Annotated in this window: 24 protein-coding genes; 11 read left to right on the top strand and 13 right to left on the bottom strand. The window is 66.8% G+C overall.

Going from position 1 to position 24171, the window contains the following annotated elements; all coding sequences use genetic code 11:
- Positions 1-58 precede the first annotated feature (58 nt).
- The 7 genes from C7455_RS01970 (at position 59) to C7455_RS02000 (ending at position 7598) form a co-directional block, all read left to right on the top strand.
- A complete protein-coding gene (locus C7455_RS01970) occupies positions 59-1090 on the top strand; it encodes a LacI family DNA-binding transcriptional regulator (protein WP_109664755.1) in 1032 nt (343 codons plus the stop codon).
- A gap of 98 nt (positions 1091-1188) precedes the next feature.
- Positions 1189-2502, top strand: a complete 1314-nt coding sequence (locus C7455_RS01975) for an ABC transporter substrate-binding protein (protein ID WP_109664760.1) — start codon at positions 1189-1191, stop codon at positions 2500-2502.
- Positions 2503-2606: 104 nt separating this feature from the next.
- The gene (locus C7455_RS01980; protein ID WP_109664765.1) at positions 2607-3485 is read left to right on the top strand and encodes a carbohydrate ABC transporter permease; all 879 of its coding nucleotides are present in this window, start codon (positions 2607-2609) and stop codon (positions 3483-3485) included.
- A 10-nt stretch (positions 3486-3495) separates the two neighbouring features.
- Positions 3496-4326, top strand: a complete 831-nt coding sequence (locus C7455_RS01985) for a carbohydrate ABC transporter permease (RefSeq protein WP_109664769.1) — start codon at positions 3496-3498, stop codon at positions 4324-4326.
- Between the two features lie 13 nt (positions 4327-4339).
- Positions 4340-5344 carry an ABC transporter ATP-binding protein gene (locus C7455_RS01990; protein ID WP_109664772.1) on the top strand — a complete coding sequence of 335 codons (1005 nt, stop codon included), beginning with the start codon at positions 4340-4342 and terminating at the stop codon, positions 5342-5344.
- Entirely contained in the window at positions 5341-6114 is a 774-nt protein-coding gene (locus C7455_RS01995) for an L-iditol 2-dehydrogenase (protein WP_109666077.1), read from the top strand. Before C7455_RS01990 ends, C7455_RS01995 begins: the two co-directional genes overlap by 4 nt.
- A complete protein-coding gene (locus tag C7455_RS02000; RefSeq protein ID WP_425450620.1) occupies positions 6114-7598 on the top strand; it encodes a mannitol dehydrogenase family protein in 1485 nt (494 codons plus the stop codon). Before C7455_RS01995 ends, C7455_RS02000 begins: the two co-directional genes overlap by 1 nt.
- Here C7455_RS02000 and C7455_RS02005 read toward each other — a convergent pair.
- Positions 7583-8812: an amidohydrolase family protein gene (locus tag C7455_RS02005; protein ID WP_109666079.1), complete on the bottom strand. Its 1230-nt coding sequence runs from the start codon at positions 8810-8812 to the stop codon at positions 7583-7585. The genes C7455_RS02000 and C7455_RS02005 overlap by 16 nt on opposite strands.
- Positions 8813-9159: 347 nt before the next feature.
- Between C7455_RS02005 and C7455_RS02010 the strand changes: the two genes are divergently transcribed.
- Together C7455_RS02010 and C7455_RS02015 are read left to right on the top strand one after the other, a co-directional pair.
- On the top strand, positions 9160-9825 hold the full coding sequence (locus C7455_RS02010; protein ID WP_109666081.1) for a nucleoside/nucleotide kinase family protein: 666 nt from the start codon (positions 9160-9162) through the stop codon (positions 9823-9825).
- A 69-nt stretch (positions 9826-9894) separates the two neighbouring features.
- Positions 9895-10500, top strand: a complete 606-nt coding sequence (locus C7455_RS02015; RefSeq protein WP_109664783.1) for a methyltransferase domain-containing protein — start codon at positions 9895-9897, stop codon at positions 10498-10500.
- A gap of 61 nt (positions 10501-10561) precedes the next feature.
- On the opposite strand, the gene C7455_RS02020 is transcribed toward C7455_RS02015, so the two are convergent.
- From C7455_RS02020 to C7455_RS02040, 5 genes are all read right to left on the bottom strand, one after another.
- A complete protein-coding gene (locus C7455_RS02020) occupies positions 10562-11137 on the bottom strand; it encodes a histidine phosphatase family protein (RefSeq protein ID WP_109664788.1) in 576 nt (191 codons plus the stop codon).
- A 129-nt stretch (positions 11138-11266) separates the two neighbouring features.
- Entirely contained in the window at positions 11267-11584 is a 318-nt protein-coding gene (locus C7455_RS02025) for a hypothetical protein (RefSeq protein ID WP_109664792.1), read from the bottom strand.
- On the bottom strand, positions 11581-12345 hold the full coding sequence (locus C7455_RS02030; protein ID WP_109664796.1) for a c-type cytochrome: 765 nt from the start codon (positions 12343-12345) through the stop codon (positions 11581-11583). Before C7455_RS02030 ends, C7455_RS02025 begins: the two co-directional genes overlap by 4 nt.
- The gene (locus C7455_RS02035) at positions 12336-13262 is read right to left on the bottom strand and encodes a carboxypeptidase-like regulatory domain-containing protein (protein WP_146199904.1); all 927 of its coding nucleotides are present in this window, start codon (positions 13260-13262) and stop codon (positions 12336-12338) included. The genes C7455_RS02030 and C7455_RS02035 overlap by 10 nt, the downstream gene beginning before the upstream one ends.
- Positions 13263-13337: 75 nt before the next feature.
- Complete coding sequence (locus tag C7455_RS02040; RefSeq protein ID WP_170118973.1) at positions 13338-15422, bottom strand: FAD-dependent oxidoreductase; 2085 nt, start codon at positions 15420-15422, stop codon at positions 13338-13340.
- A gap of 365 nt (positions 15423-15787) precedes the next feature.
- Here C7455_RS02040 and C7455_RS19810 point away from each other — a divergent pair, with 365 nt between their 5' ends.
- Positions 15788-16729: a LysR family transcriptional regulator gene (locus C7455_RS19810; RefSeq protein ID WP_170118974.1), complete on the top strand. Its 942-nt coding sequence runs from the start codon at positions 15788-15790 to the stop codon at positions 16727-16729.
- A gap of 4 nt (positions 16730-16733) precedes the next feature.
- On the opposite strand, the gene C7455_RS02055 is transcribed toward C7455_RS19810, so the two are convergent.
- From C7455_RS02055 to C7455_RS02065, 3 genes are all read right to left on the bottom strand, one after another.
- Positions 16734-17510: an ATP-binding cassette domain-containing protein gene (locus C7455_RS02055; protein ID WP_211315424.1), complete on the bottom strand. Its 777-nt coding sequence runs from the start codon at positions 17508-17510 to the stop codon at positions 16734-16736.
- On the bottom strand, positions 17507-18583 hold the full coding sequence (locus tag C7455_RS02060; protein ID WP_109666083.1) for an ABC transporter permease: 1077 nt from the start codon (positions 18581-18583) through the stop codon (positions 17507-17509). The genes C7455_RS02055 and C7455_RS02060 overlap by 4 nt, the downstream gene beginning before the upstream one ends.
- Positions 18584-18713: 130 nt before the next feature.
- Entirely contained in the window at positions 18714-19745 is a 1032-nt protein-coding gene (locus C7455_RS02065; RefSeq protein ID WP_109664814.1) for a sugar ABC transporter substrate-binding protein, read from the bottom strand.
- A 151-nt stretch (positions 19746-19896) separates the two neighbouring features.
- On the opposite strand from C7455_RS02065, the gene C7455_RS02070 reads away from it, so the two are divergent.
- Complete coding sequence (locus C7455_RS02070; protein WP_170118975.1) at positions 19897-21114, top strand: ROK family transcriptional regulator; 1218 nt, start codon at positions 19897-19899, stop codon at positions 21112-21114.
- 47 nt (positions 21115-21161) lie between these two features.
- Here C7455_RS02070 and C7455_RS02075 read toward each other — a convergent pair whose 3' ends face one another.
- From C7455_RS02075 to C7455_RS02085, 4 genes are all read right to left on the bottom strand, one after another.
- Entirely contained in the window at positions 21162-21569 is a 408-nt protein-coding gene (locus C7455_RS02075) for a hypothetical protein (protein WP_109664817.1), read from the bottom strand.
- Between the two features lie 180 nt (positions 21570-21749).
- The gene (locus tag C7455_RS20560) at positions 21750-21881 is read right to left on the bottom strand and encodes a hypothetical protein (protein ID WP_281269394.1); all 132 of its coding nucleotides are present in this window, start codon (positions 21879-21881) and stop codon (positions 21750-21752) included.
- Between the two features lie 43 nt (positions 21882-21924).
- Positions 21925-23202, bottom strand: a complete 1278-nt coding sequence (locus C7455_RS02080; protein WP_109664820.1) for an FGGY-family carbohydrate kinase — start codon at positions 23200-23202, stop codon at positions 21925-21927.
- Positions 23199-24170 carry a class II aldolase/adducin family protein gene (locus C7455_RS02085; RefSeq protein ID WP_109664823.1) on the bottom strand — a complete coding sequence of 324 codons (972 nt, stop codon included), beginning with the start codon at positions 24168-24170 and terminating at the stop codon, positions 23199-23201. Before C7455_RS02085 ends, C7455_RS02080 begins: the two co-directional genes overlap by 4 nt.
- Position 24171: the final 1 nt, after the last annotated feature.

The raw sequence follows: 24171 nt of genomic DNA on the forward strand, positions 1-24171 counted from the left end.
TCGGAGTAAAGGTGAGCGTGACCGGGCCACGGCCAGCACCGACCATGAGGCACCATAGATGAGCGGCCAGAAGATCAGGAACATGGAGGAATTCGCGGCGCTCAGCGGGCTGTCGCGTCCGACCATATCCAAGTATTTCAACGATCCCGCCAGCGTGCGGTCGCGCACCCGCGAGCGGATCGAGGAGGCCTTGGCGCGCCATGACTTCCGCCCCAACATCTTTGCGATGAACCAAAACCGCAGCTTGACCAAGAATGTCGGGATCGTGGTGCCCTATCTGGCCGACCCCTTCTTTGCCGAGATAGCGCGCATCATCGAGAGGCGGTGCATCGACGCGGGTTTTTCCCCGATCCTCTATTCTTCGCACGGTCAGCAAAAGCTGGAGGTTGAAATCCTCGAGGGGTTGACCGCGCTGAAACCTGCGGGCGTTTTCCTTGCGCCGCTGGGCCGCCTCTCGGACCGAAGCGCGGTCGAACGCTTCTGCCGCGACGTGCCCACGGTCCTATTTGACAGCAATATCGAAGGTATGGGCGAGGCCTTCGTCGGCTCCGACAATGTCAGCTTCGTCCAGCAGACGGTGGATTACCTGTGCCGCTCCGGCACGCCGCCCTGTTTCTTCGAGATGCGCACCCCCGCAAACCCCAACGCCAACAAACGGCGCAACGCCTATCTCAAGATCATGGCCGACGCCGGGCTGGAGCCGCATGTGATCCAGGTCGACGGCGAGGGCTGGGGGTTCGAGGAGATCGGCCGCCGCGGCATGCATCGGGTGATCGACGCTTGGCCGTTGCCCACCAACACGGTGCTGTGCAGCAACGACCGACTCGCCATCGGCGTTCTTGCCGCCTGCTACGAGCGCGGATTGCGGATCGGTCGGGGCGAGGGTTGCGCGCTGCGCGTCGCCTCGCATGACGATCACCCGTTCTCGCGCTTCACCTGTCCCGCGCTGACCACGGCTGCGCATGAATACGAGCTGGTGGCCGACAAGTGCATGACAACATTGTTTTCCCTGATCGAGGCGGGCGGCCGTTTCTCGACCCGCGAAGAGACCTTGATCCCCGCGCGCCTGATCCTGCGTGCCTCGGCCTGAGTGTTGGGAATTTACGCGCGTAAAGAAAAATCTTGACGCAAGAGAGGCCCGGCGCTTAGCCTTCCGGACACGCAACATCCAAACCAGGGAGGATACGGATGTCTCGCATGACCGCGCTTCGCGCGTCCGGTGCCCTTGCGCTCTGCCTTGTCGCAGCCGCCGCAACAGCCCAGACCACGACACTCACCATCGCAACCGTCAACAACGGCGACATGATCCGGATGCAGGGCTACACCAGCCAGTTCACGGAACAGACCGGCATCGCCATCGAATGGGTGACCCTCGAGGAAAACGTGCTGCGCCAGCGCGTGACCACCGACATCACCACCAACGGCGGCCAGTTCGACATCATGACCATCGGCATGTACGAGACGCCGATCTGGGGTGCCAATGGCTGGCTTGTCCCGCTTGACGGCCTGTCGGAAGCCTATGATGTCGACGACATCCTTCCTGCCATGCGTGGTGGCCTCAGCCATGAGGGCACGCTCTATGCCGCGCCCTTCTACGGCGAAAGTTCCATGGTGATGTATCGCACCGACCTGATGGAGGCCGCGGGCCTCGAGATGCCCGAAGCTCCCACTTGGGACGACATTCGCGCTGCGGCCGAGGCGATGACCGACCGTGCCAACGAGGTCTATGGCATCTGCCTGCGCGGCAAGCCCGGCTGGGGCGAGGGCGGCGCGCTGATCACCGCCACCGCCAATTCCTTTGGCGCGCGCTGGTTCGACGAAGACTGGAACGCCCAGTTTGACACCCCCGAATGGGAAGCGGCCCTGACATTCTACGTCGACCTGATGAACAACTTTGGCCCGCCCGGCTATGCCACCAACGGCTTCAACGAGAACCTGTCGCTGTTCCAGCAGGGCCGCTGCGGCATGTGGATCGACGCGACCGTCGCCGCATCGTTCGTGACCAACCCCAACGACTCGTCCGTGGCCGACAGCGTGGGCTTCGCCTTGGCACCCGACAACGGTCTGGGCCGCCGCTCCAACTGGCTCTGGGCATGGGCGCTGGCGATCCCCGCGGGCACGCAGCAGGCCGATGCCGCGCTGCAGTTCATCGAGTGGGCCACCTCGCGCGACTATATCGCGCTGGTCGCCGAGAACGAGGGTTGGGCCAACGTGCCGCCCGGTGCGCGCACCTCGCTTTACGAGACGCCGGACTACCAGGCGGTGCCTTTCGCGGACATGACGCTGCGCTCGATCAACGCGGCCGATCCCACGAACCCGACCGTCGATCCGGTGCCCTATGTCGGCATCCAGTTCGTCGCCATCCCGGAGTTTGCGGGCATCGCCACCGAGGTCAGCCAGGAATTCGCCGAGGTCTATGCCGGTCAGCAGACCGTGCAGCAGGCGCTGGCCAATGCCCAGGCCCTGACCAATGACGCGATGGAAGCCGCCGGCTACCGGTAATCCTTCCTCCCCTGGCGGGGGCGGCCACGCGCTGCCCCCGCCTTTTTCACCCCTGACAACCCCGGTTTCCCCGCGGCCAGCCCGCCCACTGGAAAGGTGCGACCATGGCGACCCAGCATTCGCGTTCCGCCGCCCGGTTCATGATGGCGCCTGCCGTGATCCTGCTTTTGGGCTGGATGCTGGTGCCCCTGACCATGACGGTCTGGTTTTCGTTCACGCGCTACCTGCCGATGCGGGGCGACAGTATCGAACGGGGCCTCGAGTGGGTCGGGTTCGAGAATTACGTCCGCTTCATCGGCTCCAGTTCCTTCTGGCCCAGCGTTCAGGCGACGCTGGTGATCGTGGGCGGCGTGCTGGCCATTACCGTGGTGCTTGGCGTGCTTCTGGCGATCTTGCTCGACCAGCCGTTCTGGGGGCAAGGCATCGTCCGTATTCTTGTCATCGCGCCTTTCTTCGTCATGCCGACCGTCTCGGCCTTGGTGTGGAAGAACATGATGATGGACCCTGTGAACGGCATGCTCGCCCATCTGTGGCGCTTTTTCGGGGCGACGCCGGTGTCGTGGCTGTCCGAGGCCTCGGTGCAGTCGATCATCTTGATCGTGTCCTGGCAGTGGCTGCCTTTTGCCACGCTGATCTTGCTGACCGCGATCCAGTCGCTGGACAGCGAACAGCTGGAAGCGGCCGAGATGGACGGCGCGCCGGTGCTGTCGCGGTTCTGGCACATCGTGCTGCCGCATCTGGGCCGCGCGATCACCATCGTCATCTTGATCCAGACCATTTTCCTGCTCTCGATCTTTGCCGAGATCTTCGTGACCACCGGCGGCTCCTTCGGGACGCGGACGCTGACCTACCTGATCTTCCAGCGCGTCGTGGACAGCCAGAACATCGGTCTGGGATCGGCGGGCGGTGTCTATGCCATCATCCTTGCCAATATCGTTGCCATCTTCCTGATGCGCATCGTCGGCAAGAACCTGGACAAGTGAGGGGCTGAGCATGGCACGTGCCGTTTCCACCCGCCGGAAGATCGCCACCACTGCATTGGCTTGGGCCATCGGGCTTTTGATCTTCTTTCCGATCTTCTGGACCATCCTGACCAGCTTCAAGACCGAGGCGCAGGCGATCGCCAATCCGCCCTTGTTCTGGGGGTTCGATTTCACGCTGGAAAACTATGCCGTGGTGCAGGAGCGGTCGAACTACATGCGCTTCTTGTGGAACTCGGTCATCATCGCGGGCGGCTCCACGCTGCTGGGGATCGTGATCGCGGTGCCCGCCGCATGGTCCATGGCCTTCGTCCCCTCGCGCCGGACGAAGGACATCCTTTTGTGGATGCTCTCGACCAAGATGCTGCCTGCCGTCGGCGTGCTTTACCCCATCTCGCTTATCTTCGTGCAATTCGGCCTGCTCGACACCCGCGGCGGCCTGATCGTCGTGTTGATGTTCATCAATCTGCCGATCATCGTTTGGATGCTCTACACCTATTTCCGCGAAATCCCCGGCGAGATCCTGGAGGCCGCGCGGATGGACGGGGCAGGGCTGAAGGAGGAAATCCTTTATGTGCTTACCCCCATGGCGATCCCCGGCATCGCCTCGACCATCTTGTTGAACTTCATCCTCGCCTGGAACGAGGCGTTCTGGACGCTGAACCTGACGGCGGCCAGCGCCGCACCGCTGACCGCCTTCATCGCCAGCTATTCCAGCCCCGAGGGTCTGTTTTTCGCCAAGCTGTCGGCGGCCTCCACCATGGCCATCGCGCCGATCCTGATCCTTGGCTGGTTCAGCCAAAAACAACTCGTGCGCGGCCTGACCTTCGGCGCGGTAAAGTAGGGAACAAGAGACCATGGGACGTATAACTCTCGACAAGGTCCGCAAGGCGTTCGGTGACGTACAGGTCATCCCGCCCCTCGACCTGACCATCGAGGACGGGGAATTCGTGGTCTTCGTCGGCCCTTCGGGCTGCGGGAAATCCACGCTCCTGCGTCTCATCGCGGGGCTGGAGGATGTGTCGGGCGGCCAGATCCGCATCGACGGGCAGGACGCGACGCGCGTGCCCCCTGCCAAGCGGCGGCTGGCCATGGTGTTCCAGTCCTACGCGCTTTACCCCCATATGTCGGTGCGCAAGAACATCGCCTTTCCGCTCCGCATGGCGGGGCTGGACAAGGCCGAACAGGACAAGCGCGTGAACGCCGCCGCCGATGTGCTGAACCTGACCGATTACCTCGACCGCCGCCCCGGCCAGTTGTCGGGGGGCCAGCGCCAGCGCGTCGCCATCGGGCGGGCCATCGTGCGCGAACCCGCCGCGTTCCTCTTCGACGAACCGCTGTCGAACCTTGACGCGGCGCTGCGGGTCGGCATGCGGCTTGAGATCTCGGAACTGCACAAGCGGCTCAAGACCACGATGGTCTATGTCACCCATGATCAGGTCGAGGCGATGACCATGGCCGACAAGATCGTGGTGCTGCGCGCGGGCCATATCGAGCAGGTCGGCAGCCCGCTGGAGCTTTACCGCGCGCCGCGCAACCTCTTTGTCGCGGGCTTCATCGGCAGCCCCAAGATGAACCTTATCGGTGGCGCTTTGGCAGCACAGCACGACGCCACCACCATCGGCATCCGCCCCGAACATATCGCCGTCTCGACCGATGCGGGCGATTGGCATGGCACGGTGGGTGTGTCCGAACACCTTGGCTCCGACACCTTCTTTCACGTCACCTGCGAGGGCATCGCCGAGCCGGTGACCGTGCGTGTGGGGGGCGAGGTCGCGCTCCATTATGGCGACAGCGTCTGGCTGACCCCCGACAAGAGCCAGATCCACCGTTTCGACACAGAGGGGCTGCGCATCGCATGACACGGTTGCAAGGCAAGACCGCGCTCATCACCGGGGCCGCGCGCGGGATCGGCCGCGCCTTTGCCGAAGGCTACGTGCGCGAAGGGGCGCGCGTCGCCATCGCTGACATCGACATCGGCCGGGCGCGTCAGACGGCCGCCGAGATCGGCGAGGCCGCTATCGCCATTGAGCTCGACGTGACGCAGCAAGACAGCATCGACGCCGCCGTGGCACAGATCATTGCGGCCTTCGGGCAGATCGACATCTTGATCAACAACGCCGCGATCTTCACAGCTGCGCCCCTCGTGGAAATCGAGCGGGCCGATTACCAGCGCGTCTTCGACATCAATGTCTCGGGCACCTTGTTCATGATGCAGGCCGTCGCCCGCCACATGATCGAGCAGGGCATCCGGGGCCGCATCATCAACATGGCCAGCCAAGCGGGCCGCCGGGGCGAGCCGCTGGTGGCCGTCTATTGCGCGACCAAGGCCGCCGTCATCAGCCTGACCCAATCGGCGGGGCTGAACCTGATCCCCCACGGCATCAACGTGAACGCCATCGCACCGGGCGTGGTGGATGGCGAACATTGGGACGGCGTCGATGCCTTTTTCGCCCGCTACGAGGGCAAGGCACCGGGCCAGAAGAAGGCCGAAGTGGGCGCAAGCGTGCCCTATGGCCGTATGGGCCAAGCCTCCGACCTCACCGGAATGGCCGTCTTCCTCGCCTCGGATGAGGCCGCATACATCGTCGCGCAGACCTACAATGTCGACGGCGGCCAATGGATGAGCTGATGACCGCCGCGCGCCCCATCCCCCTGTCCAACGCCACGCTCGCGGACCTGCCCGAGGGCATCGCCCGCCCGACCTATGACCGCGCGGGCCTGACCCCCGGCATCGTCCACATTGGCCTTGGGAATTTCCACCGTGCCCATCAGGCTTGGTATACGCACCGCCTGATGCAGCAGGGGCTGGCGCGTGATTGGGCCATCCTTGGCGCGGGAGTCAGGCCCTATGACGCCGCGATGCGGGACCGCCTTCTTGCACAAGATTGCCTGACCACCCTGATCGAGCTGTCCCCCGACCACCGCGCGGCGGAGGTGTCGGGGCCGATGATCGACTATCTGCCGATCGAGCCGGGCAACGCGTCCCTGATCGCCGCCATGGCCGATCCCGCGATCCGCATTGTCGCGCTGACGGTGACGGAAGGGGGCTACTACCTCGACCCCGTCACTGGCGGCCTCGACACCGCGCATCCCGACATCAGGCATGACGCGGCCCATCCCGATACCCCGCGCACCGCCTTTGGCGCCATGGCGGCGGCCTTGCGTCTGCGCCTTGCGGCGGGTCATGGCCCCTTCACTGGCCTGACCTGCGACAACTTGCGGGGCAACGGCGCGATCTTGCGCCAGACCGTCGTCGGGCTGGCCCGGCTCACCGATCCGGCGCTGGCCGATTGGATCGACCGCCACGGCGCCTTTCCCAATTCCATGGTCGATTGCATCGTTCCTGCAACCGGCACGGCCGAACTTGCGCTGGTGCGCGACTTCGGCGTCGCCGATGATGCCCCCGTCACCCACGAGGATTTCCGCCAATGGGTGATCGAGGATGCGTTCTGCGCCGGCCGCCCCGATTGGGACCGCGTCGGCGCGACCTTCACCGCCGATGTCCACGCCTACGAGATGATGAAGATCCGCATCCTGAACGCGGGCCATCAGGTGCTGGTGGGCGCGGCCGAGTTGCTGTCGGTGCCGACCATCGCCGATTGTATGACCCATCCCCGCGTGGCGGCCCTGTTTTGCAAGGTCCAGACCGAGGAAATCCTGCCCCATGTGGCCGCCGTTCCGGGCATGACGCCGCCCGAGTATCTCTCGCTGATCGAACGCCGCTTCGCCAATCCCGCGATCCGCGACACGGTCCGGCGCGTGGCCTTTGACGGCAGTTCGCGGCACACGGGCTTTGTGTTGCCGATCCTGCGCGACGGTCTGGCGGCGGGCGGCCCGATCGAGGGGCTGGCGCTGGTCGAGGCGCTCTGGGCGCGGATGTGCGCGGGCACGCGCGAGGATGGCACGGTGATCGAGGCCAATGACCCGCAATGGGCCGCGCTGACTGAAGTGGCGGCATCCGCACGGACACGGCCCGAGGCATGGCTGGCGCAAGCGGCGATCTACGGCGATCTGGCGGCAGACAGCGTGTTCGCCCCGGCCTTTTGCCGTTGGCTGACCCGGATCTGGGCGCAGGGCGCGGAGGCCGCGATCGACGCCTATCTGGGGGGCTGAGGCGCGTGCAGCCGGACCGCAGGGCGCTCGAAGTTCTGGCGCCCGCGCACCCAACCGGCGCGCGCCGGTGCTATGGTCCGCACAGCCATGGCAGGGTCGGGGGCATCGAGCAGCACCATGGTGGCCGGGCCGCCCACCTCAAGGCTATGGGGCAGGCCGATCATTGCCGCCGCGCCGTCCGCCACCATGTCGAAACAGGCCCGCAGGTCGTCATCGGTCGAGAGATGGGCGACATTGGCAAAGAGGTTGGCCATCCGCGCAAGGTTCGCGTCGCCATAGGGCGTGAAGGGATTGAGGATGTTGTTCGACGCCACCGCACACCGCACGCCCGCCTGTGCCATCGCGGACAAGGGCGCCACGCCGCGCGGCTGCAACCGGTCGGCGTCCCGCCCCATCAAGAACAGGTCGGTGGCGGGCAGGGCGACCACGCCGATGCCCGCGTCGCGCAGGCGCGCGGCCATGTCGGCGACATCCGCGGGCGCCATCGCCGAGAGCTTGCTGGCATGCCCCGCCACCACACGCCTGCCCCAGCCGCGCGCCTCTGTCGCCGCGATCAGCGCCGGAAGATCGGAGTTCGCCGGGTCGAGGTCGAAGTCGATGTGGAAATCGGCGTCGCAATCGAACCGCCGGGCCAGATCGAAGATATGGGCGATATGGGCGACCGGATCGGGGTCGCGGTAGGGGCAGCCGCCGACGAGATCCGCGCCCATCTCCATGGCTCGGGTCAGCAGCGTCAAGGTCTCGGGCTCGTTGGTGATGCCTTCTTGCGCAAAGGCGCAGATCTGGATCGTGATCTGGTCGCGGCGCGCGTCGCGCAGCGCCAGCAGGGCGTCAAGGCCGCGCAGGCCGACCCTCGGGTCGACCTCGACGAATGTGCGCAGGGCCGTGGTTCCGTGGCTGACGGCGGCGTCGACCACGAGGCTGGCACGGGTGTAGACATCCTCGGTCGTGAATGCGGCCTTGGCGCGGGTTGTTTCCTCGACCGCATGGGCAAGCCCGCCTTGGGTCATGTCGCAGCGCTCGAGGATATGGGCCTTGTCGAGGTGGATATGGGCGTCGACATAACCGGGAAAGACCCAGCCGCCCTTGGCCTCGACACGGGCCTCCCCCGGCAGGGAGGGGGCGATGGCCGCGATGTGGCCTTGGGCCACGCCAATGTCGACCGGGCCGTGGTGACCGGCCATACGGGCGCCGGACAAGATGAAGTCGGTCACAGGGCGCGCTCCTTTATGGTCAGTCAAATTTTTCACGGGGGCGGGTCGCGCCCGGAACCGGATCAGCTTGGCGCTTGCGTGCGGGGCCAAGCCACCCGGCCTGTGCAGCTTTCCCGGGCCACCCGTGCGCAAGATGACGCGGTGGCCGCCACGCTGGCCCATTCGGGGACGGAAATCCACCCCGCCATCACCCGCGCCGCGCGACCGCATGCGACAGGGACGGCAAGATCCCTTCCCCTCCCCGCGTGCACACGCCATCATGCGCCAAAGGCATCGGCCCGACTGCAGGCGCGCGCTGAGCGGTGGCGCGCCGACGCCATCGCAAGACCATTGAGGGGGAGATCGCTGTGACCGACCGGACCGTTGACGCCATCTTGGCGCGCGTGGATGCCAGCCGCAAGGCGGCGGGCCGGGTGCTCGTGGGGATCGCCGGTGCCCCCGCCTCGGGCAAATCCACGCTTGCTCAAAAGGTGGTCGCGGCGCTTGTGGCGCGCGACGGGCCGGGGTCTGCGGCGCTGGTGCCGATGGATGGCTACCACCTCGACAACACGGTGCTGGACGCGCGCGGCCTGCGCGCGGTCAAGGGCGCGCCGCAGACCTTCGACGCCGAGGGCTTCGTCGCGCTGCTGTGCCGGATCAAGGCGCAAGACGGACCCATCCGCTACCCGCTGTTCGACCGGGCGCTGGATGCGACGGTGCGTGATGCGGGCAAGGTGGATGCGACAACGCCCGTGGTCGTGGTCGAGGGCAATTACCTGTTGCTGCAAGACCCGCCCTGGGCCGATCTGGCCGGTCTGTTCGACCTGACCGTGATGCTGTCGGTGCCTTTGGAGGAGCTGCGCACCCGACTCTTGCAGCGCTGGCGCGACCATGGCCTGTCGGCCGCCGAGGCGCAGGCGCGGGCCGAGGGCAATGATATCGTGAACGCCGCGCGCGTCATCGCGGGCAGTGCGCCCGCCGATCTGACCGTCGGACCGGGGGCCGTCACATCGGATCATGCAGGGGACGGCTAGGGCCATGCCGCGGAGGCATGGATCGGGGTTGCGGCCCACAGGGTCGGCAACGCGGCGCGGGGGCGGCCGATGACGACATGGCATCACGAGGAGCGGTTGCAGGCCGTTCAGGCGGTCGTGCGGGCAAGCGCGGCGCGCCGCGTGCTCGATCTGGGCTGCGGCGATGGCGATCTCTTCGTGCGGCTGGCCGCCGAGCCGGGGATCGAGGCGCTGGTGGGTCTCGACATCTGCGCCGCGTCGATCGAGCGGTTGCGTCAGCGTCTGGCAAAGATGGCGCCCGTGGTGCCTGTCGTCGATCTGCGCGTGGCCTCGATGACCGATCCCACGCCGGATTTGGCCGGGTACGATTGCGCCATCTTGCTCGAGACCATCGAACATATCGATCCCGACCGGCTTGCAACGCTCGAGACGGCGCTGTTTTCCAAGATGCGCCCGCGCGTGGTGGCCATCACCACGCCAAATGCCGAGTTCAACCCGCTTCTGGGCGTGCCCGCGCACCGGTTCCGCCACCCCGATCACCGCTTCGAATGGGACCGTGCCCGCTTTCGCCGCTGGGGCGCGCGCGTGGCGCAGGCGTCGGGCTACGCGGTCAGGTTTCACGACATCGCGGGCCAGCACCCACAGGTCGGCGGGGCCAGCCAGATGGGTGTCTTTGAAAGACCCGCTGCAGCCTGATCCCGCGTCCTGTCCGATCGGACCCTGTCGGGTCGGACAAGACGGGGACAGGGTCGAGCGGTCACATCTCGACCACATGGCGCGACGTGTTGTCGAACCAATGCCCGGTCAGACGGTTCAGGAACGTGCCATGCCCGACCACCGCGATCTCGCGTTCCGGCCGGTCGGCCAGCCAGTCGCGGAAGGCCTCGATCCGGGCGTCGAGCATCGCGTGGGTCTCGATGGCGAAAGGACCCGGCTCGGTGGCGTCGACATGCCACCACGGATCGGGAAGGTGGCCGAAGCTCAGCTCGGGGAAAGCCTGTGCCAAGGTGGCGGGCGGCTGGCCGATGTCGCAAAAGCTCCATTGGTGTTCGCGGTGCAGGTCCAGCACGATGCGCGGGGCAGGGTGGTCGGCAAAGGCGTGGCGCATGGTCTGGATGGCGCGGGTCAGCGGCGTGACCACGACGACCTCGACCCCGGTCAGCTTGCGCAGGCCGGGCGCGATGGCACGGGCCTGCGCATGGCCCAGATCGGTGAGGGCGGCATCGCGCATCGTGGGGTCGAGACGCACGGGCGTCTCGTCGGCGACAAGGGCGGCGCGCGCGTTGTGCTGCGATTGGGCGTGGCGGATGAAGTGGATGCGTTTGGCAGGCATGGGATCGGATCAGGCTTTCTAGGGTGTCCCAGACCGGGCTGTCTGGCTGACGGATCCTTACCGCGCCAAGGGTCCGCGCGCCAGACGCGGGGATCGCGCTTGCGGACAGGTGCACATCGCCGGGCACGATCAGGGGTCGTCGTCGCCCGGCGCGAGGTGGCAAGGCGTGCCCGGACGCAGGTAGCTGGACTCAAGCACGCCCCCCAACATCACCATCCCCCCGGAAGGCAGCGGCGCGTCGAAGTCGTGGCGTCCGTCCGCCCGGGCGAAGGGAACCGACCAGCCAATGACGGTGCCCGCCGCCACCGGGGTCGCGCCAGTGTTGATCAGGGCAAGATCATACCCCTCGACCCGGCAGACAAGACCGGGCGGCAGATCGTCGGCAAGGGCGGTCGATCCCGCCGTCATCGCCGCCGTCAGGCAAGCCACCCGCGCCAACCCGCTCATGGCGCGGGCAGGATCTGGATATGGCCCAGCTCCCACGCATCGGCTGGAAGCTCGGCGTCGCCGGGGGGCGCACCGGTGACGGCCAGCATATGCGCGATGATCGCGGCGTAATCCTCGGGCGGCAGAAAGCCGGGGTTCGACTGCGGCATGGTGGAGATGGTGTAGGTATAGAGCATCCCCAGTGACCGACCGTCCCAGATCCTGAGGAAGTTGTGCCGCGCAAGCGCTGGTCCGGGAATCATGTCATTGTCGTCCGGTGCCCCGTTCAACCTTGTGCCGTGGCATATGCCGCAAGGCGCGCGGTAGACCTGCGCCCCGCGTTCGGCCTGCGCCTCGGTATAGACGCCGTCCCAGATCGAGCGCGGAGCCATCGGCGGGTCGAAATCGGCAAGGATTTCGGCGACCTCCGCCTCGGTCGGGGCGCCATAGCTGTTGCCCCAGGCGCTGCCGACATAGGTGGCGAGCGCCGCGATCTCCTCGGCGGTCAGGGTGGGGAAGGGGGGCATGTTGCCCAGTCCTTGCGCCACTTTCGACACGAGGACATAGGGATCGGCGAGGATGTCGTTGCCGCGCAGGTCGGGAAAGGCCGGTGGTCGGCCCGCCCCGCTGGATTGGTGGCAGATGGCGCAATTCGCCTCGTAGAGGGTCTGACCGGCGGCAAGCGCATTGGCACCATCGGCCCCCTGCGCCCGGGCCGCCGGGGCCAGGATCGACGCCGCAAGCGCGACTGCTGTCATGGTGCGCGCATGTGTCAGGCCCATTGGTCCACCTCGTCATAGGTACGGTCGACATGCATCCGGGCGATGATGTCGACCTCGGCGTCGCCTTGCACGTCCGCCTCGGTCTTGAAGGCGAAATACTGCAGGCCCGACACGAAGACCGTGTAGCTTCCGGCGGGCACGTCGATCCGGGCGCGGCCCTCGGCATCGGTGAAGGTCCGGAACGGATGCGCCGTGACCCGCGCCCGTTCGACCGGTTCCCCGCTGACGGCATCTTGCACAAGAACCCGTATGACGCGGTCGGGCCGGGCCACCACATTGAGATGGATGTCGGCACACACGGGCGCATGCGGGTGATCGAGGCCGGGGTCTGCCGGACGGACGCGCCATACCTGCCTGCCCGGACGGTCGGGGGCGCGCAGCGTGATCTCGGCGCAATGCAGACCTTGGGTTCCGGGGGCAGGCTCGGGGCCCGTCACACCCGTTTTCAGCACGGTGCCGTCCTGATCCTCGATGACAAAGGCCCAGTTCGCGGCGCTGCACGACACCGCGCCGGCCAGCCCGACCGTGCATCGAAAGGTCTCGCCCGCGGTGATGGCGGCGGGCAGGTTCCAAACGCTTGGCCGCAAGATGTGGGCGGCGACCGCAAAGGCCACGTCGGCCCGAGCAAGCGTCTGGGCCGAACGCATCACGGACAGGGTCCAGCGGCAATCACCGACGGCCATAGGCGCGATCATGTTCAACCGGGCGCGTAGGGTGCCATCGTCGGGATCGGTCTGGAACGGGGCGCTTGCCAGATCCTGCCCGTCGGCATCCTTCAGCACGGCCATAAGCCCATCGGCCTGCGCAGCGCTGTCACCGCGCAGGGCGACGCTGACCTGCATCGGCCCGCCCGCTTCGGGTTGGGTCGGTTTCACCCCGATCTCGAGGTCTGTGTTCTCACTGGTCATGTCGGTCATCTTGAGTCCAAAGCTGGTGTTGTGCCTGAGGGTCACGGGCGGCACGCGGGCCGCCCGTGTCTTCCTGCGGTCTGCTCAGCCAAGCTCGGCCGCGGCATGGGTTCCGGCGATGAACCCGTGCACATGGCCCTTGCCCAACCCGTGCTTGTTGAAGCCGCCCACCGCCTCGCCCCCGGCATAGAGGCCGGGGATCGGCTGGCCGCGCATGTCGATCACCTGCTGGCGGCCGTTCACGCGCAACCCGCCATAGCTGTCATGCCAGACGACCATGATCGACAGGGCGTAGAACGGTGGGCGAGAGATGGCATACATCGGCGCATCCACCTCGCGCTCGAACTCGGGATCGACGCCATCGGCGACATAGCCGTTCCAGGTCTCGACCGTTTGCGACAGATACCGCAGCGGCACCCGCTGGAACGGGTGGTTCATGTATATCTGCCGCGACAGGCTTTCGATCGTGTCGCCCTGGAAGTAGTAGCCGTTGTTCTCGTTCACATAAGGGAAGCGCAGTTCCCATCCCGTGCGCTCGATGGCATCGGCGTCGAAGATCGCCCAGATCGGCCCCGAGTGATAATCCGGTGCCGTCGATCCCTCGTTCATCGCAAGCGCCGCGTCGAGACCGTGATCGTAGTTGTACATCTCGCGCACCCATTCGCTGCGGCAATTGCGCCAGTCGTTCGGCACATGCGCCACACCGCGGTTGGGGGCACCGCCGTCACCAGGATAGCGGTTCGCCCCGGGGCGCTTGGGCAGGCGCACCTCGTTGAAGAAGCGCTTGCCGACCTGGTTGACGGCGATGAACTCCTCGAAGCCCACGTTCCCGACCGCAAGCCCCGCCGAGCCCCGGAAGGCAAAGGTGGGATGGCCGGGCATCATGTCGGTATAGGCGTCGCGGGTGCCCAGCCGGGTAGCGATGTGGAAGGTTGTCGGGTAGGACAGGTTTTGCTGCATCCCCGACAGGTTCGCCCCGACCCGAAGGCCCGCGATCAGCGCGCTGGCATCCTGACCGCCCGGCCCCTGCAGGGCCATGCCCGATGTCGGAAAGGCCGGTTCGCGCATGGCGGGGTAGAACATGGCGCGCACCTCGGGGTTGCCCGCATGCCCGCCCGAGGCGAGGATGACCGCCTTGCGCGCCCGGATCGTGATCGTCTCGCGGCGCTCGTCGACATTCCCGTTTTGCCAGAAGCTTTCCAGCCGCTGCCCGCTTTCGGGGTGGATACGGGGCGAATAGCTTGCCCGCAGGCCCAGGATGCGCCCCTCGAAGGGTTGTTCGCGGATCAGGTCGGTGAACCGCCGGTTGAGCATGAAATGCACGCCCTTTTCGCGGGCCGAGAATTCCAGCGGGCGCGCCAGAGCCACACCGTTGCGCACGGCGCCGGGGCCGACGAAGGTGCTGGCGTCCTCCATCTGCACGGGCGCCATGGCGCTGGTGCGTTCGGGGTCCGCGACGCCCGCATCCTCGGCCGTGATGGTGCCCGCGCGGATGTCGGTCCGGTCGCCCAGCATCAAGAAGCAATAGGGCGCGCGCGCCCGGCTCAGGCCGCCGCCGCCATGGGTGCCGTTGATCCGGGTGAAACGGACATAATTCGCCATCAGGAATTCCCGCGTCGCCGGGCAGTTCTCGGCCCAGGCCCGCATCAATTCGCGGTCGTTGTAGCGGTAGGGGCTTTGCGCCTTGCGATCGACGATCGACCAGTCGGTCACATCGGTGAACAGCAGGTCCACGCTGTCATCCAGCTCCTCCGGGTCCTCGACCGGGGGCACGGTGATGAAGCCCTCGGCATCCGCTTCTCCGGCCATGTCGCGCAGCTGGATCGCGTCGCCGCCGCCCAGCGACAGAAAGGAACCCGAGTGCAGCATGCGCCCGCCAAGGTCGAAGTTCTGGTCCACGACCAGCACTGACGCCCCCGCGTCGCGCGCCCGGATCGCCGCGGTGATGCCCGCGCAACCGCCGCCCGCGATGACCACGTCGACCTCATAGTCCCATTCCATCGAGCTGGACGCGATGGGCGATGCCGCCGCTTCGGTGCCGCCCCCGGCCGCCAGCGCTGCTCCCACACCGGCCGCACCCGCGGCGGTGAAGAAGTCGCGGCGGCTCAGACCGCCTTCATCCGGCCCGGTGTCCAGCGATCCGGGTTTGATTTTCTTCTCAAGTGTCATGGTCATACTCCACATTCTGGCATCGGCGTCGCCGCCCTTGCCGTCCCCGATTGCGCAGGATCGTCCCTGACCGTGGCAGCGCGCAGGCATGCCTTTCCCGGCACGGGGCCAGGGCCTCGTGAGGGGTGATGCTGATGTGCGAGCACACGGTTGTGGACACTGCAGACCCGCGGCGGATGTTTCTCCTGCCCATCCGGGGCGCGGGCGACTGGTTGTTCCCTGGCTTCCTCTCCTTGGCGGCACTGCCGCCTGTCCTGACGCTATTGGGGGGCCAGCTTTCTTGTCCATTGCGTATTTCCAATGGCTGCCTTATGAAAAACCTAAGGGTGGGCGGCTTACAGGCTGCCCTCGGGGGGACTTGCGGGATGCATCTGTCGCTGCGACAGCTCTCCTATCTTGTGGCCGTGATCGACGCGGGCAGCCTGACGCGCGCTGCGGACAGCCTCAACGTGACCCCGACATCGCTCAGCCTGCAGATGAAACACCTTGAGGAGATGGTCGGCGCACGCCTCTTGTTGCGGCATTCGCGTGGCGTTTCGGCGACCGAGGCGGGCAGCATCGTGTGCGACCACGCGAGGGACATTCTGAGCCGGGTGTCAGAGCTTGAACACTTCATCCTTGGCGGCGGGATCGCGGCGCCGCGTGCGCTGAGGGTGGGGGCGGTTCCCGCCGTGACGCGCATGCTGGGCATCGAGGTGATCGCCGCCGCGGCGCAGACACTCAAAGGCACGACGCTGCACCTGTCCGAAGGCTGGTCGGGGGACCTGCTGGAGAAACTGGCCGCAGGCGCGCTCGATTTCGTCATCGCCTATGATCTCGACCCCTATGACGACATCGAGGTTGTGACCTTTTTCGAGGATGAATTCGTTTTCATCTGTCACCCCGACCGACACCCCGGCCCGGCCGAGATCGACCTCGCCGACGCGCTGACCTCCGATCTGGTCTTCTATGGCCAGTCCAGCGTCAGTTGGCGTGCGGTTACCGAAGTCGCCGCCCAACGTAACCTTCCGGTCCATGGTGACAGGGAGGTGCAATCCATCGACGTCTGGCGCGGGCTGTTGTGTCGGGGCCTTGGAACCTCGGTAGGCCCCTTCGGCTCGGTGCGCGACGAGGTCCTGCGCGGGGAACTCAGCGTGAAGCGGCTGTCCGGCAGCCCCATCATGCGGCCGGTGACCATGGCGGCGCGACACGAAACCCTCGCCATGGGGCGCAGGATCGGGTTCGTCGATCTGGTGTCCGACCTGATCGGCGCGACCCGGCCGGATTTCAGCATCGGCGATCGTGCCGAGCCGGACGCGGTCGCCTGACCGGTCAGGCGGGCGGGATGTCTTCGGGCTTCATCGCCCCTGTCATCAGCGCCACCGCATCCGACATGCCGATGGATTTGGGATCGACCACGCAAAGCCGCCGCCCGAGACGGTGGATGTGGATGCGGTCGGCGACCTCGAAGACATGGGGCATGTTGTGGCTGATGAGCACCACGGGCGTGCCGCGCGACCGCACATCCTGGATCAGCTCCAGCACCTTGCGGCTTTCCTTGACACCCAGAGCCGCGGTCGGCTCGTCCAGGATGATGACCTTGGACCCGAACGCGGCCGCGCGCGCGACGGCCACGCCCTGCCGCTGGCCGCCTGACAATGTCTCGACCGCCTGATTGATGTTCTGGATCGTCATGAGGCCCAGTTCGCTCAGCTTTTCGCGGGCGAATTTCTCCATCGCCTTCTGGTCGAGCATCCCGAACCATTTGCCCATGATGCCCGGTTTGCGCAGCTCTCGGCCGCAAAACATGTTGTCGGTGATCGACAGCGCCGGGCTGAGGGCGAGGTTTTGGTAGACGCATTCGATGCCGGCCTCGCGCGCCTGCAGGGGCGAGGCGTAGCGCACCGTCTGGCCATCCAGTGTGATGGTCCCCTCGTCGGGCAGGGTGGCGCCCGAGATCGCCTTGATGAGCGAGGATTTCCCCGCGCCATTGTCGCCGATCACGGCCAGGATCTCGCCCGGCATCAGGTCGAAATCAGCGTGATCCAGCGCGGTGACGCGGCCATAGCGTTTGACAAGGCCGCGGGCCTGCAGAAGGGGCGTCGTCATGCCGAGACCTTTCTGATCCATTGGTCGATGGCGACCGCGATGATGATGAGCCAGCCGATGGCGAAGACCTGCCAGAGCACGTCGACACCCGCCAGACGCAGCCCCGACTGGAACACGCCCACTATGAGCGCGCCGAACAGCGCCCCCATGATCGAGCCGCGCCCGCCAAAGAGCGAGATGCCCCCGATCACCACGGCGGTGATGCTTTGCAGATTGCCCTCGAAGAAGCTCTGCGGCGAGATCGAGCCGACCCGCCCGATGGAGGCCCATGCCGCCAGCGCGCAGATGAAGCCCGCCAGCATGTAGACTTGGCGCAGCGTGCGGTCGGTGCGGATGCCGGCCAGTTCCGCCGCTTCCTTGTCGTCGCCGATCATGTAGACGTGGCGGCCCCAAGCGGTCTTGTTCAGCACATACCAGAGTGCGGCGAAGACCACGACCATCAGAACCGTTCCATAGGTCAGCCGCGCCGCGCCGATCTCGATCGTGTTGCCGAAGAATTTCAACAGCGGCGCGTTGGCGTCGATATCCGCGCCCCGGATCGACTGCGCGCCCGACAGCCATAGGTTCAGCGCGAAAAAGATGTTCCACGTCCCCAGCGTGGCGATGAAAGGGGGCAGGCGGACCTTGGTGACAAGCCAGCCGTTCAGGTAGCCCGCCCCGATGCCGCCCGCGAAACTGACCAGAAGCGCGATGGGGGCGGGAACGCCCATCTGCACCGCCAGCTTGCCGGAAATCACGCTCATCAGCACCATGATGGCGGCCACCGACAGGTCGATGCCCGCGGTGATGATGATCAGCGTCTGTGCCGCGGCAAGGATGCCGATGATCGACACCTGCTGCATGATCAGCGTCATGTTGAAGGGCGAAAAGAACCGCTCGCCCGCGATGGCGCCAAAGACCGCGATCGAGGCCACCAGCACGATGACGGGCACATAGGTCGGGTTGGCATGCAAAACGTGCTGCACCGTGCCGATGAACCCGCGCGGGGCATACTCGAACTCGGCCACCGTGCCGGTGCTGTCGTTCAGGCGACGCTCGAAATCCGCGTCGCCGGGCTCTGGGGTGTTCGCCATGTCGTCCTCTCCGGCCATGAGGGTGCCACGGGCCTGCCGCGGGCGGCAAGGCGGATCACCGGCTATGGGGTGGGGTGGGGAAGGGTGGGCGGCGCTGACGGGGACGCGCCGCCCGGGTTTCAGGCGAGGCTCAGCCCCAGCACAGTTCCAGCGCCTCGGCCGAAGTGATCGACTCTATGCCGTCGACCGGCGCGTCGGTCACAAGCATCACGCCGGTGTTGAAGAAATCAAGCCCTTCGGTATTGGCGGGCAGGGTGCCGTCGGCGGCATGGGCGATGATCGCCTCGATCCCCAGCGCCGCCATACGCAGCGGGAATTGCATCGAGGTCGCGCCGATGATGCCGTCGGCCACGTCCTGCACGCCGGGGCAACCGCCATCGACCGACACGATCAGCGCCTGATCGGCCAGGCCAAAGGCGTTGAGTGCCTCATAGGCACCCGCGGCGGCAGGTTCGTTGATCGTGTAGACCACGTTGATGCCGTTATCGATCTGGAGAAGGTTCTCCATCGCGGTGCGGCCGCCTTCCTCGTTGCCGTTGGTCACGTCGCTGCCGACGATGCGGGCGTCGTCCTCGTCGCCGATCCGGGTGGGATCGTTCACCTCGATGCCGAAACCGGTCATGAAGCCCTGATTGCGCAGATAATCGACCGAGACCTGCGAGGGGTTCAGGTCAAGCGTGGCGATGCGCGCATCGGCGGTGGCGTCGCCCAGCGTTGCGGCGGCCCATGCGCCGATCAGACGGCCGGCCTCGAAATTGTCGGTGGCAAAGGTCGCGTCGGCCGTATCGGTCGGCTCGAAGGGCGTGTCGAGCGCGATGACCAGAAGACCCGCCTCGCGGGCCTGGTTGATGACGGGTTCCAGCGCCCGGCTGTCGGAGGGCGTGATCAAGATGCCCGAGGCGCCCGCCGCGATGCAGGTTTCCACGGCGGCCACCTGGCTTTCGACGTCGCCGTCGATTGTGCCGGCATAGGTCTGCAGCGTGATCCCGGCGGCTTGGGCCGCTTCGGTCGCACCTTCGCGCATCTTCACGAAGAAGGGGTTGGTGTCGGTCTTGGTGATCAGGCAGGCGGTGATGTCGCCGGTGGCCTGCGCCTGTGCCATGCCGGTGAAGGCAACGGCGGCGGCGCCGCTCAGCAAGAGCGTCTTGAGGGTATTGGTCATGGTTTCCTCCCAGAAATGCGGTCGGGCGGCGTTGCGCCCTCACGACCCTGACCATGCGCGCTGAGCCCTCGCGGTGTCAATAAATAATTCACTCTTATTTAGTAATTGACAGTGCGGGCCGGACCGCCAAGATGAGCGCGGGAGGACGCCGATGAAGGACGCGCCAGAGACACCGCCGCCAGACACACCCCGGATCGGGGCGCCCGTCGATGCGATGGGCACGAATCAATCCGGCATGCGCGCGCACAATGAACGCCTTGTGCTGACCTTGATCCGCCGCCACGGCGCGCTGCCGAAATCCGATCTTGCGCGGCTGACGGGCCTGTCGGCGCAAACCGTGTCGGTCATCATGCGCGCGCTCGAGGATGAGCGGCTGATCTTGCGTGGTGAACCGCAGCGGGGCCGGGTCGGCCAGCCTTCGGTGCCCATGAAGCTGAACCCGCGCGGTGCCTTTTTCCTCGGTCTCAAGATCGGGCGCAGGTCGGTCGAGATGGTGCTGACGGATTTTCTGGGCGCGGTGGTGGCGCGGCGTGTGCGCCAGCATGACTACCCCGATTACGAAAGCGTCACGGCCTTCGCGCTCGAGGCCGCCCGCGATTTCGCGGTGTCCCTGACCCCGGTGGAGCGCACCCGCATCGCAGGGCTCGGGATCGCGATGCCGTTCGAGCTGTGGGGCTGGGCCCCGATGGTCGGCGTCGCACCCGAGGCGATGACACCGTGGAAGCTGCGCGACATCGGGCAGGACCTGTCCGCGCGCCTGTCGCTGCCGGTGTTCTTGCAAAACGACGCGACGGCGGCCTGCAGCGCCGAACTGGTCTTTGGCCAGCATGAACAACCATCGGATTTCTTGCATTTCTACGTCGCCTTCTTCATCGGTGGCGGCGTGGTTCTGGATGGCCGCCTGTTTCAGGGGCCGACGGGCAACGCAGGCGCGGTGGGCTCCATGCCTGTGCCCGACCGGACGGGCCGGATGCGGCAGTTGATCGACCTCGCATCCTTGGTGACGCTGGAACGGAGGCTGCAAGCCGAAGGCATCGACACCAGTGAGCTTTGGACGTCGTCGGACCGGTGGGATCTGCCCGAGGCCATCGTGACCGCATGGCTGGACGAGGCCGCCGAGGCCATCGCCCATGCCATCCATTCGGCGCTGGCGGTTCTCGATTTTTCGGCGGTTAAGATCGACGGCTGGATGCCCGCCGACATCCGCAGCGCCCTGACGCGGCGGGTGGCGGCCTGTCTTGTCGGCCATGACCTGACGGGCTTGAACATGCCCGAGCTTCAGGAAGGCACGATGGGCCCTGATGCGCGCGCGCTTGGTGCGGCCAGCCAGCCGCTTCTGGCGCGGTTTCTGGTCGGCTATATGCGCTGACGGATTTGAGGTGCGAGCGGGTGAGCGCGCTGCGCAGATGCAGCAAGTCACAGGCGAAGCTGCCCAAGTCCAGCTACCACGCACATCAGCGCCTGCGCCGACATCAGGTGCCGTCCGGCAGGATGGCGCAGGCCGGGCAAGGGCGGGCTGATCGGGGGCAGGCCAAGGTAATTTGCCAACCGTGTGAACCGCGACAGCAGGAGCGTCGGCCGCTCCACCGGCTGGCCCGACGCGGGGTGTTCGGCCAGCCGGTCAGAGCCGACACCAAGTTCCCCCGATCCTGCGCGATCTCCTGCCGCTGGTCGGCGCCAGCCGAACCGCTTCACGCCGAAACCCGGATGGCCAAAGGCGTGATCGCGCTGGAACGGCCCGCCAGCGGCGATATCTTGCCCGAAAGTCAGCCCATGACGGGGATCCGCTGGACGCAGATGCGGGCCTGTCGGCGAGAGCCGCAATTTGTGGTCCAGTTGGGCGGATCATCGCCTCGGCCCGACCAATTGGGTACGCCGCGTGCCCGCGCGCTGGTGGCCAAGCCCGAACGGGTGGTGACGGATGAACCCGTGTCGGCGCAAGATGTCTTGGCATGGAAACCGATGCTGAAACTGTCCGATGCGCTCCGCCGCAAGTCCGGGTTCTCAATCATCTTCATCACCCGTGACCTCCGCGTTGCCGCCACCGTCTGCAAGGACATCGCGATCGTGCAGCGCGGCGTGATCGTCGGACAGGGACAGACTGCCGAGATCTTTGCCACCCCGCAGCATTCCCATTCGAAAAGCCTGTTGGACGCGGTGCCGCGGCGTCACGGGATCCTCAGCCCGCCAGTTGCGCCAGCCGTGCGCTGCCAATGGCGGCCTCGGGCCTTTCGGCCGCAAGGACAGGCAGGCCCAGAACCCGGGCGCGGATCGCGGACCAGACATTGTTGGCGGCCCCGCCGCCCGCGGTCAGGATGCGACGCGGCGCGGGGGCGCCAAGGTCGGTCAACAGGTCATAGGCCCGCCCTTCGATGCGCGCCATGCTTTCGAACAACCCGTGCAAAAACGCTGCGTCATCGCCGGGGCGCGGCTCCATCCGGGGTGGCAGGATCGGGTCATTGACCGGGAACCGCTCGCCGGGTTTGAGCAGGGGGTAATAGTCGAGCGGGCTTTCGACCGAGGGATCGATCCGCGCCGACAGGCTTTCCAGTTGGGCGGGAGAAAACAGCTGAGCGAGCACCCCGCCGCCGGTGTTCGATGCCCCGCCCAGCAGCCAGCCAGCACCCAGCCGATGCGCGTAGAGCCCCATTTCGGGCGCGTCGATGCGTCGGTCCGAGAACAGCTTGACCGCCAGCGTCGTGCCCAGCGACGTGACCGCTTGCCCCGGAACCGGATCGGCGGCGGCCAGAAAGGCGGCGATGCTGTCGGTGGTTCCGGCGTGGATCATGGCGCAGGTGGGCAGGCCCAGACGGCGGGCGACCGTGCCGTCGATACGTCCCATCGCCGCGCCCGGTGGCAGGGCACGCGGCAGCAGGTTTGCGCGCAGCGGCAGCCGCGAGATCCAGTCGGGCCAGCGCCCCGTCACCGGGTCGAGCCCCGTCTTGAGCGCGTTGTTGAGATCGGTCAGACCACCCCGGCCCATCAGCCGCGCCGCGATGACATCGGCCTGATGCAGCAAATGCACGGCGCGCCCGTCCGTATCCTCGGCGGCCAACCGCAGTGCCCGCGCCAGCGCCGAGCCGGGGCCGCGCGCGATATGCGGGGCGGGGGCGCACGCAGCGATCCGGGCGGCCTCGGCGTCGAAGCCGGCATCGTCATACATCAAGGCGCGCGTCACCGGCATCAGCGCCCCATCGGTCAGCACAAGGCTGCCCGATGTGCCATCGACAGCGATGCTGGCAATGGCGGCCGGGTCATGGCCCGCGTCGCGCAAGGCCTGCATCTGGGCCTCTAGGCAAAAGGTCACGCCCTGCCACCAAGCCTCGGGGTCGCGGCGCGCCTGCGCGTCCTGCCCGTAGCTGCCGCGCGCCATGGCCAGAACTCGGCCGCCTGCGTCGATCACGGCGGAGCGCACGCCCGAAGTGCCAAGGTCGATCCCAAGCGCCAGCCCGGTCATGACCGGGCCGCCAGCGCCTGCCGGTATTTCTCGGCGTCCCAGTCGAGAAGCGCGGTCTCGGCCTCTGCCCCGATGGGCTCGAGGGTCCAGTCTGCGGGCAGGCGGGCCAGAACATCCGACAGGCAGCGCAGCATCGCGCGCTGTGACGCGGTCGCGCGCCCGCGCAGCGCGATGCCAGTGCCTTCGATCAAGATGGCGGGCGGCTGGCCGTCATGGTCGCCCAAGGGCAAGGCCGGGCCCAGAAAAACGACATGGTCGGGGTAGTAGGACCCCGCCCGCGCCAGCGCCGCCGCACGCGGGTCGCGGGCGATCCAGCTTTCCGCGGCCCAAACAAAGCCTTCGGGCGGTGCCGTGTCGGGCAGGTCTGGCACCACGGGCCGGGCAGGCAGGGCCAAGCGTGCCTCCACCTCTTCCATCAGGGTGGTTGTCGCGTCCACATTGGCTGCGCAGATGATCAGGCCGTGGTTTTCCAGCACGAAGACCTGCGTCGCCGGGGTCGTGCGGGCCATGATCGCTTGCGTCAGCGGCAGCCCCGGTTTGGCATAGGGCACGAAGGCGGCGGGCAATCCTGCCAGCTTGTCTTTGGCCGCTGTGCGACCCTCGTGCGTGATGGCATGGGTCAGCGTGGCGACGGAATGCGTGTGGGCCACCACCGCCCAGTCAAGCGCGGCATGGAAGGTTGTCTCGATCGAGGGCCGAAGCGTTAGGGCCTTGTCGATCACGGTCGCCTTGCAACTGCCGTCGCCCGCCAGACCTTGCGCCTCGGCCAAGGCGGCGGCGCGGTCCACGGCGACGAAGATCTCGCGCGTTTCCGCCTCGGCCAGTTCGGTGCCCGAGGCCTTGATCCACAAGACCCCGCCCTGCTTGATCGAGGTATTGCCGCCCGGGCCCTGCACCCTCAGCGGGTCTTGCCCAAGGTGGGCCGACATGGCGCGGAAGGCTTTGAAATCGGCGGGTGTGTCGGGCATG

This window comes from Roseicyclus mahoneyensis (assembly GCF_003148775.1).
Taxonomy (GTDB): Bacteria; Pseudomonadota; Alphaproteobacteria; order Rhodobacterales; family Rhodobacteraceae; genus Roseicyclus; species Roseicyclus mahoneyensis.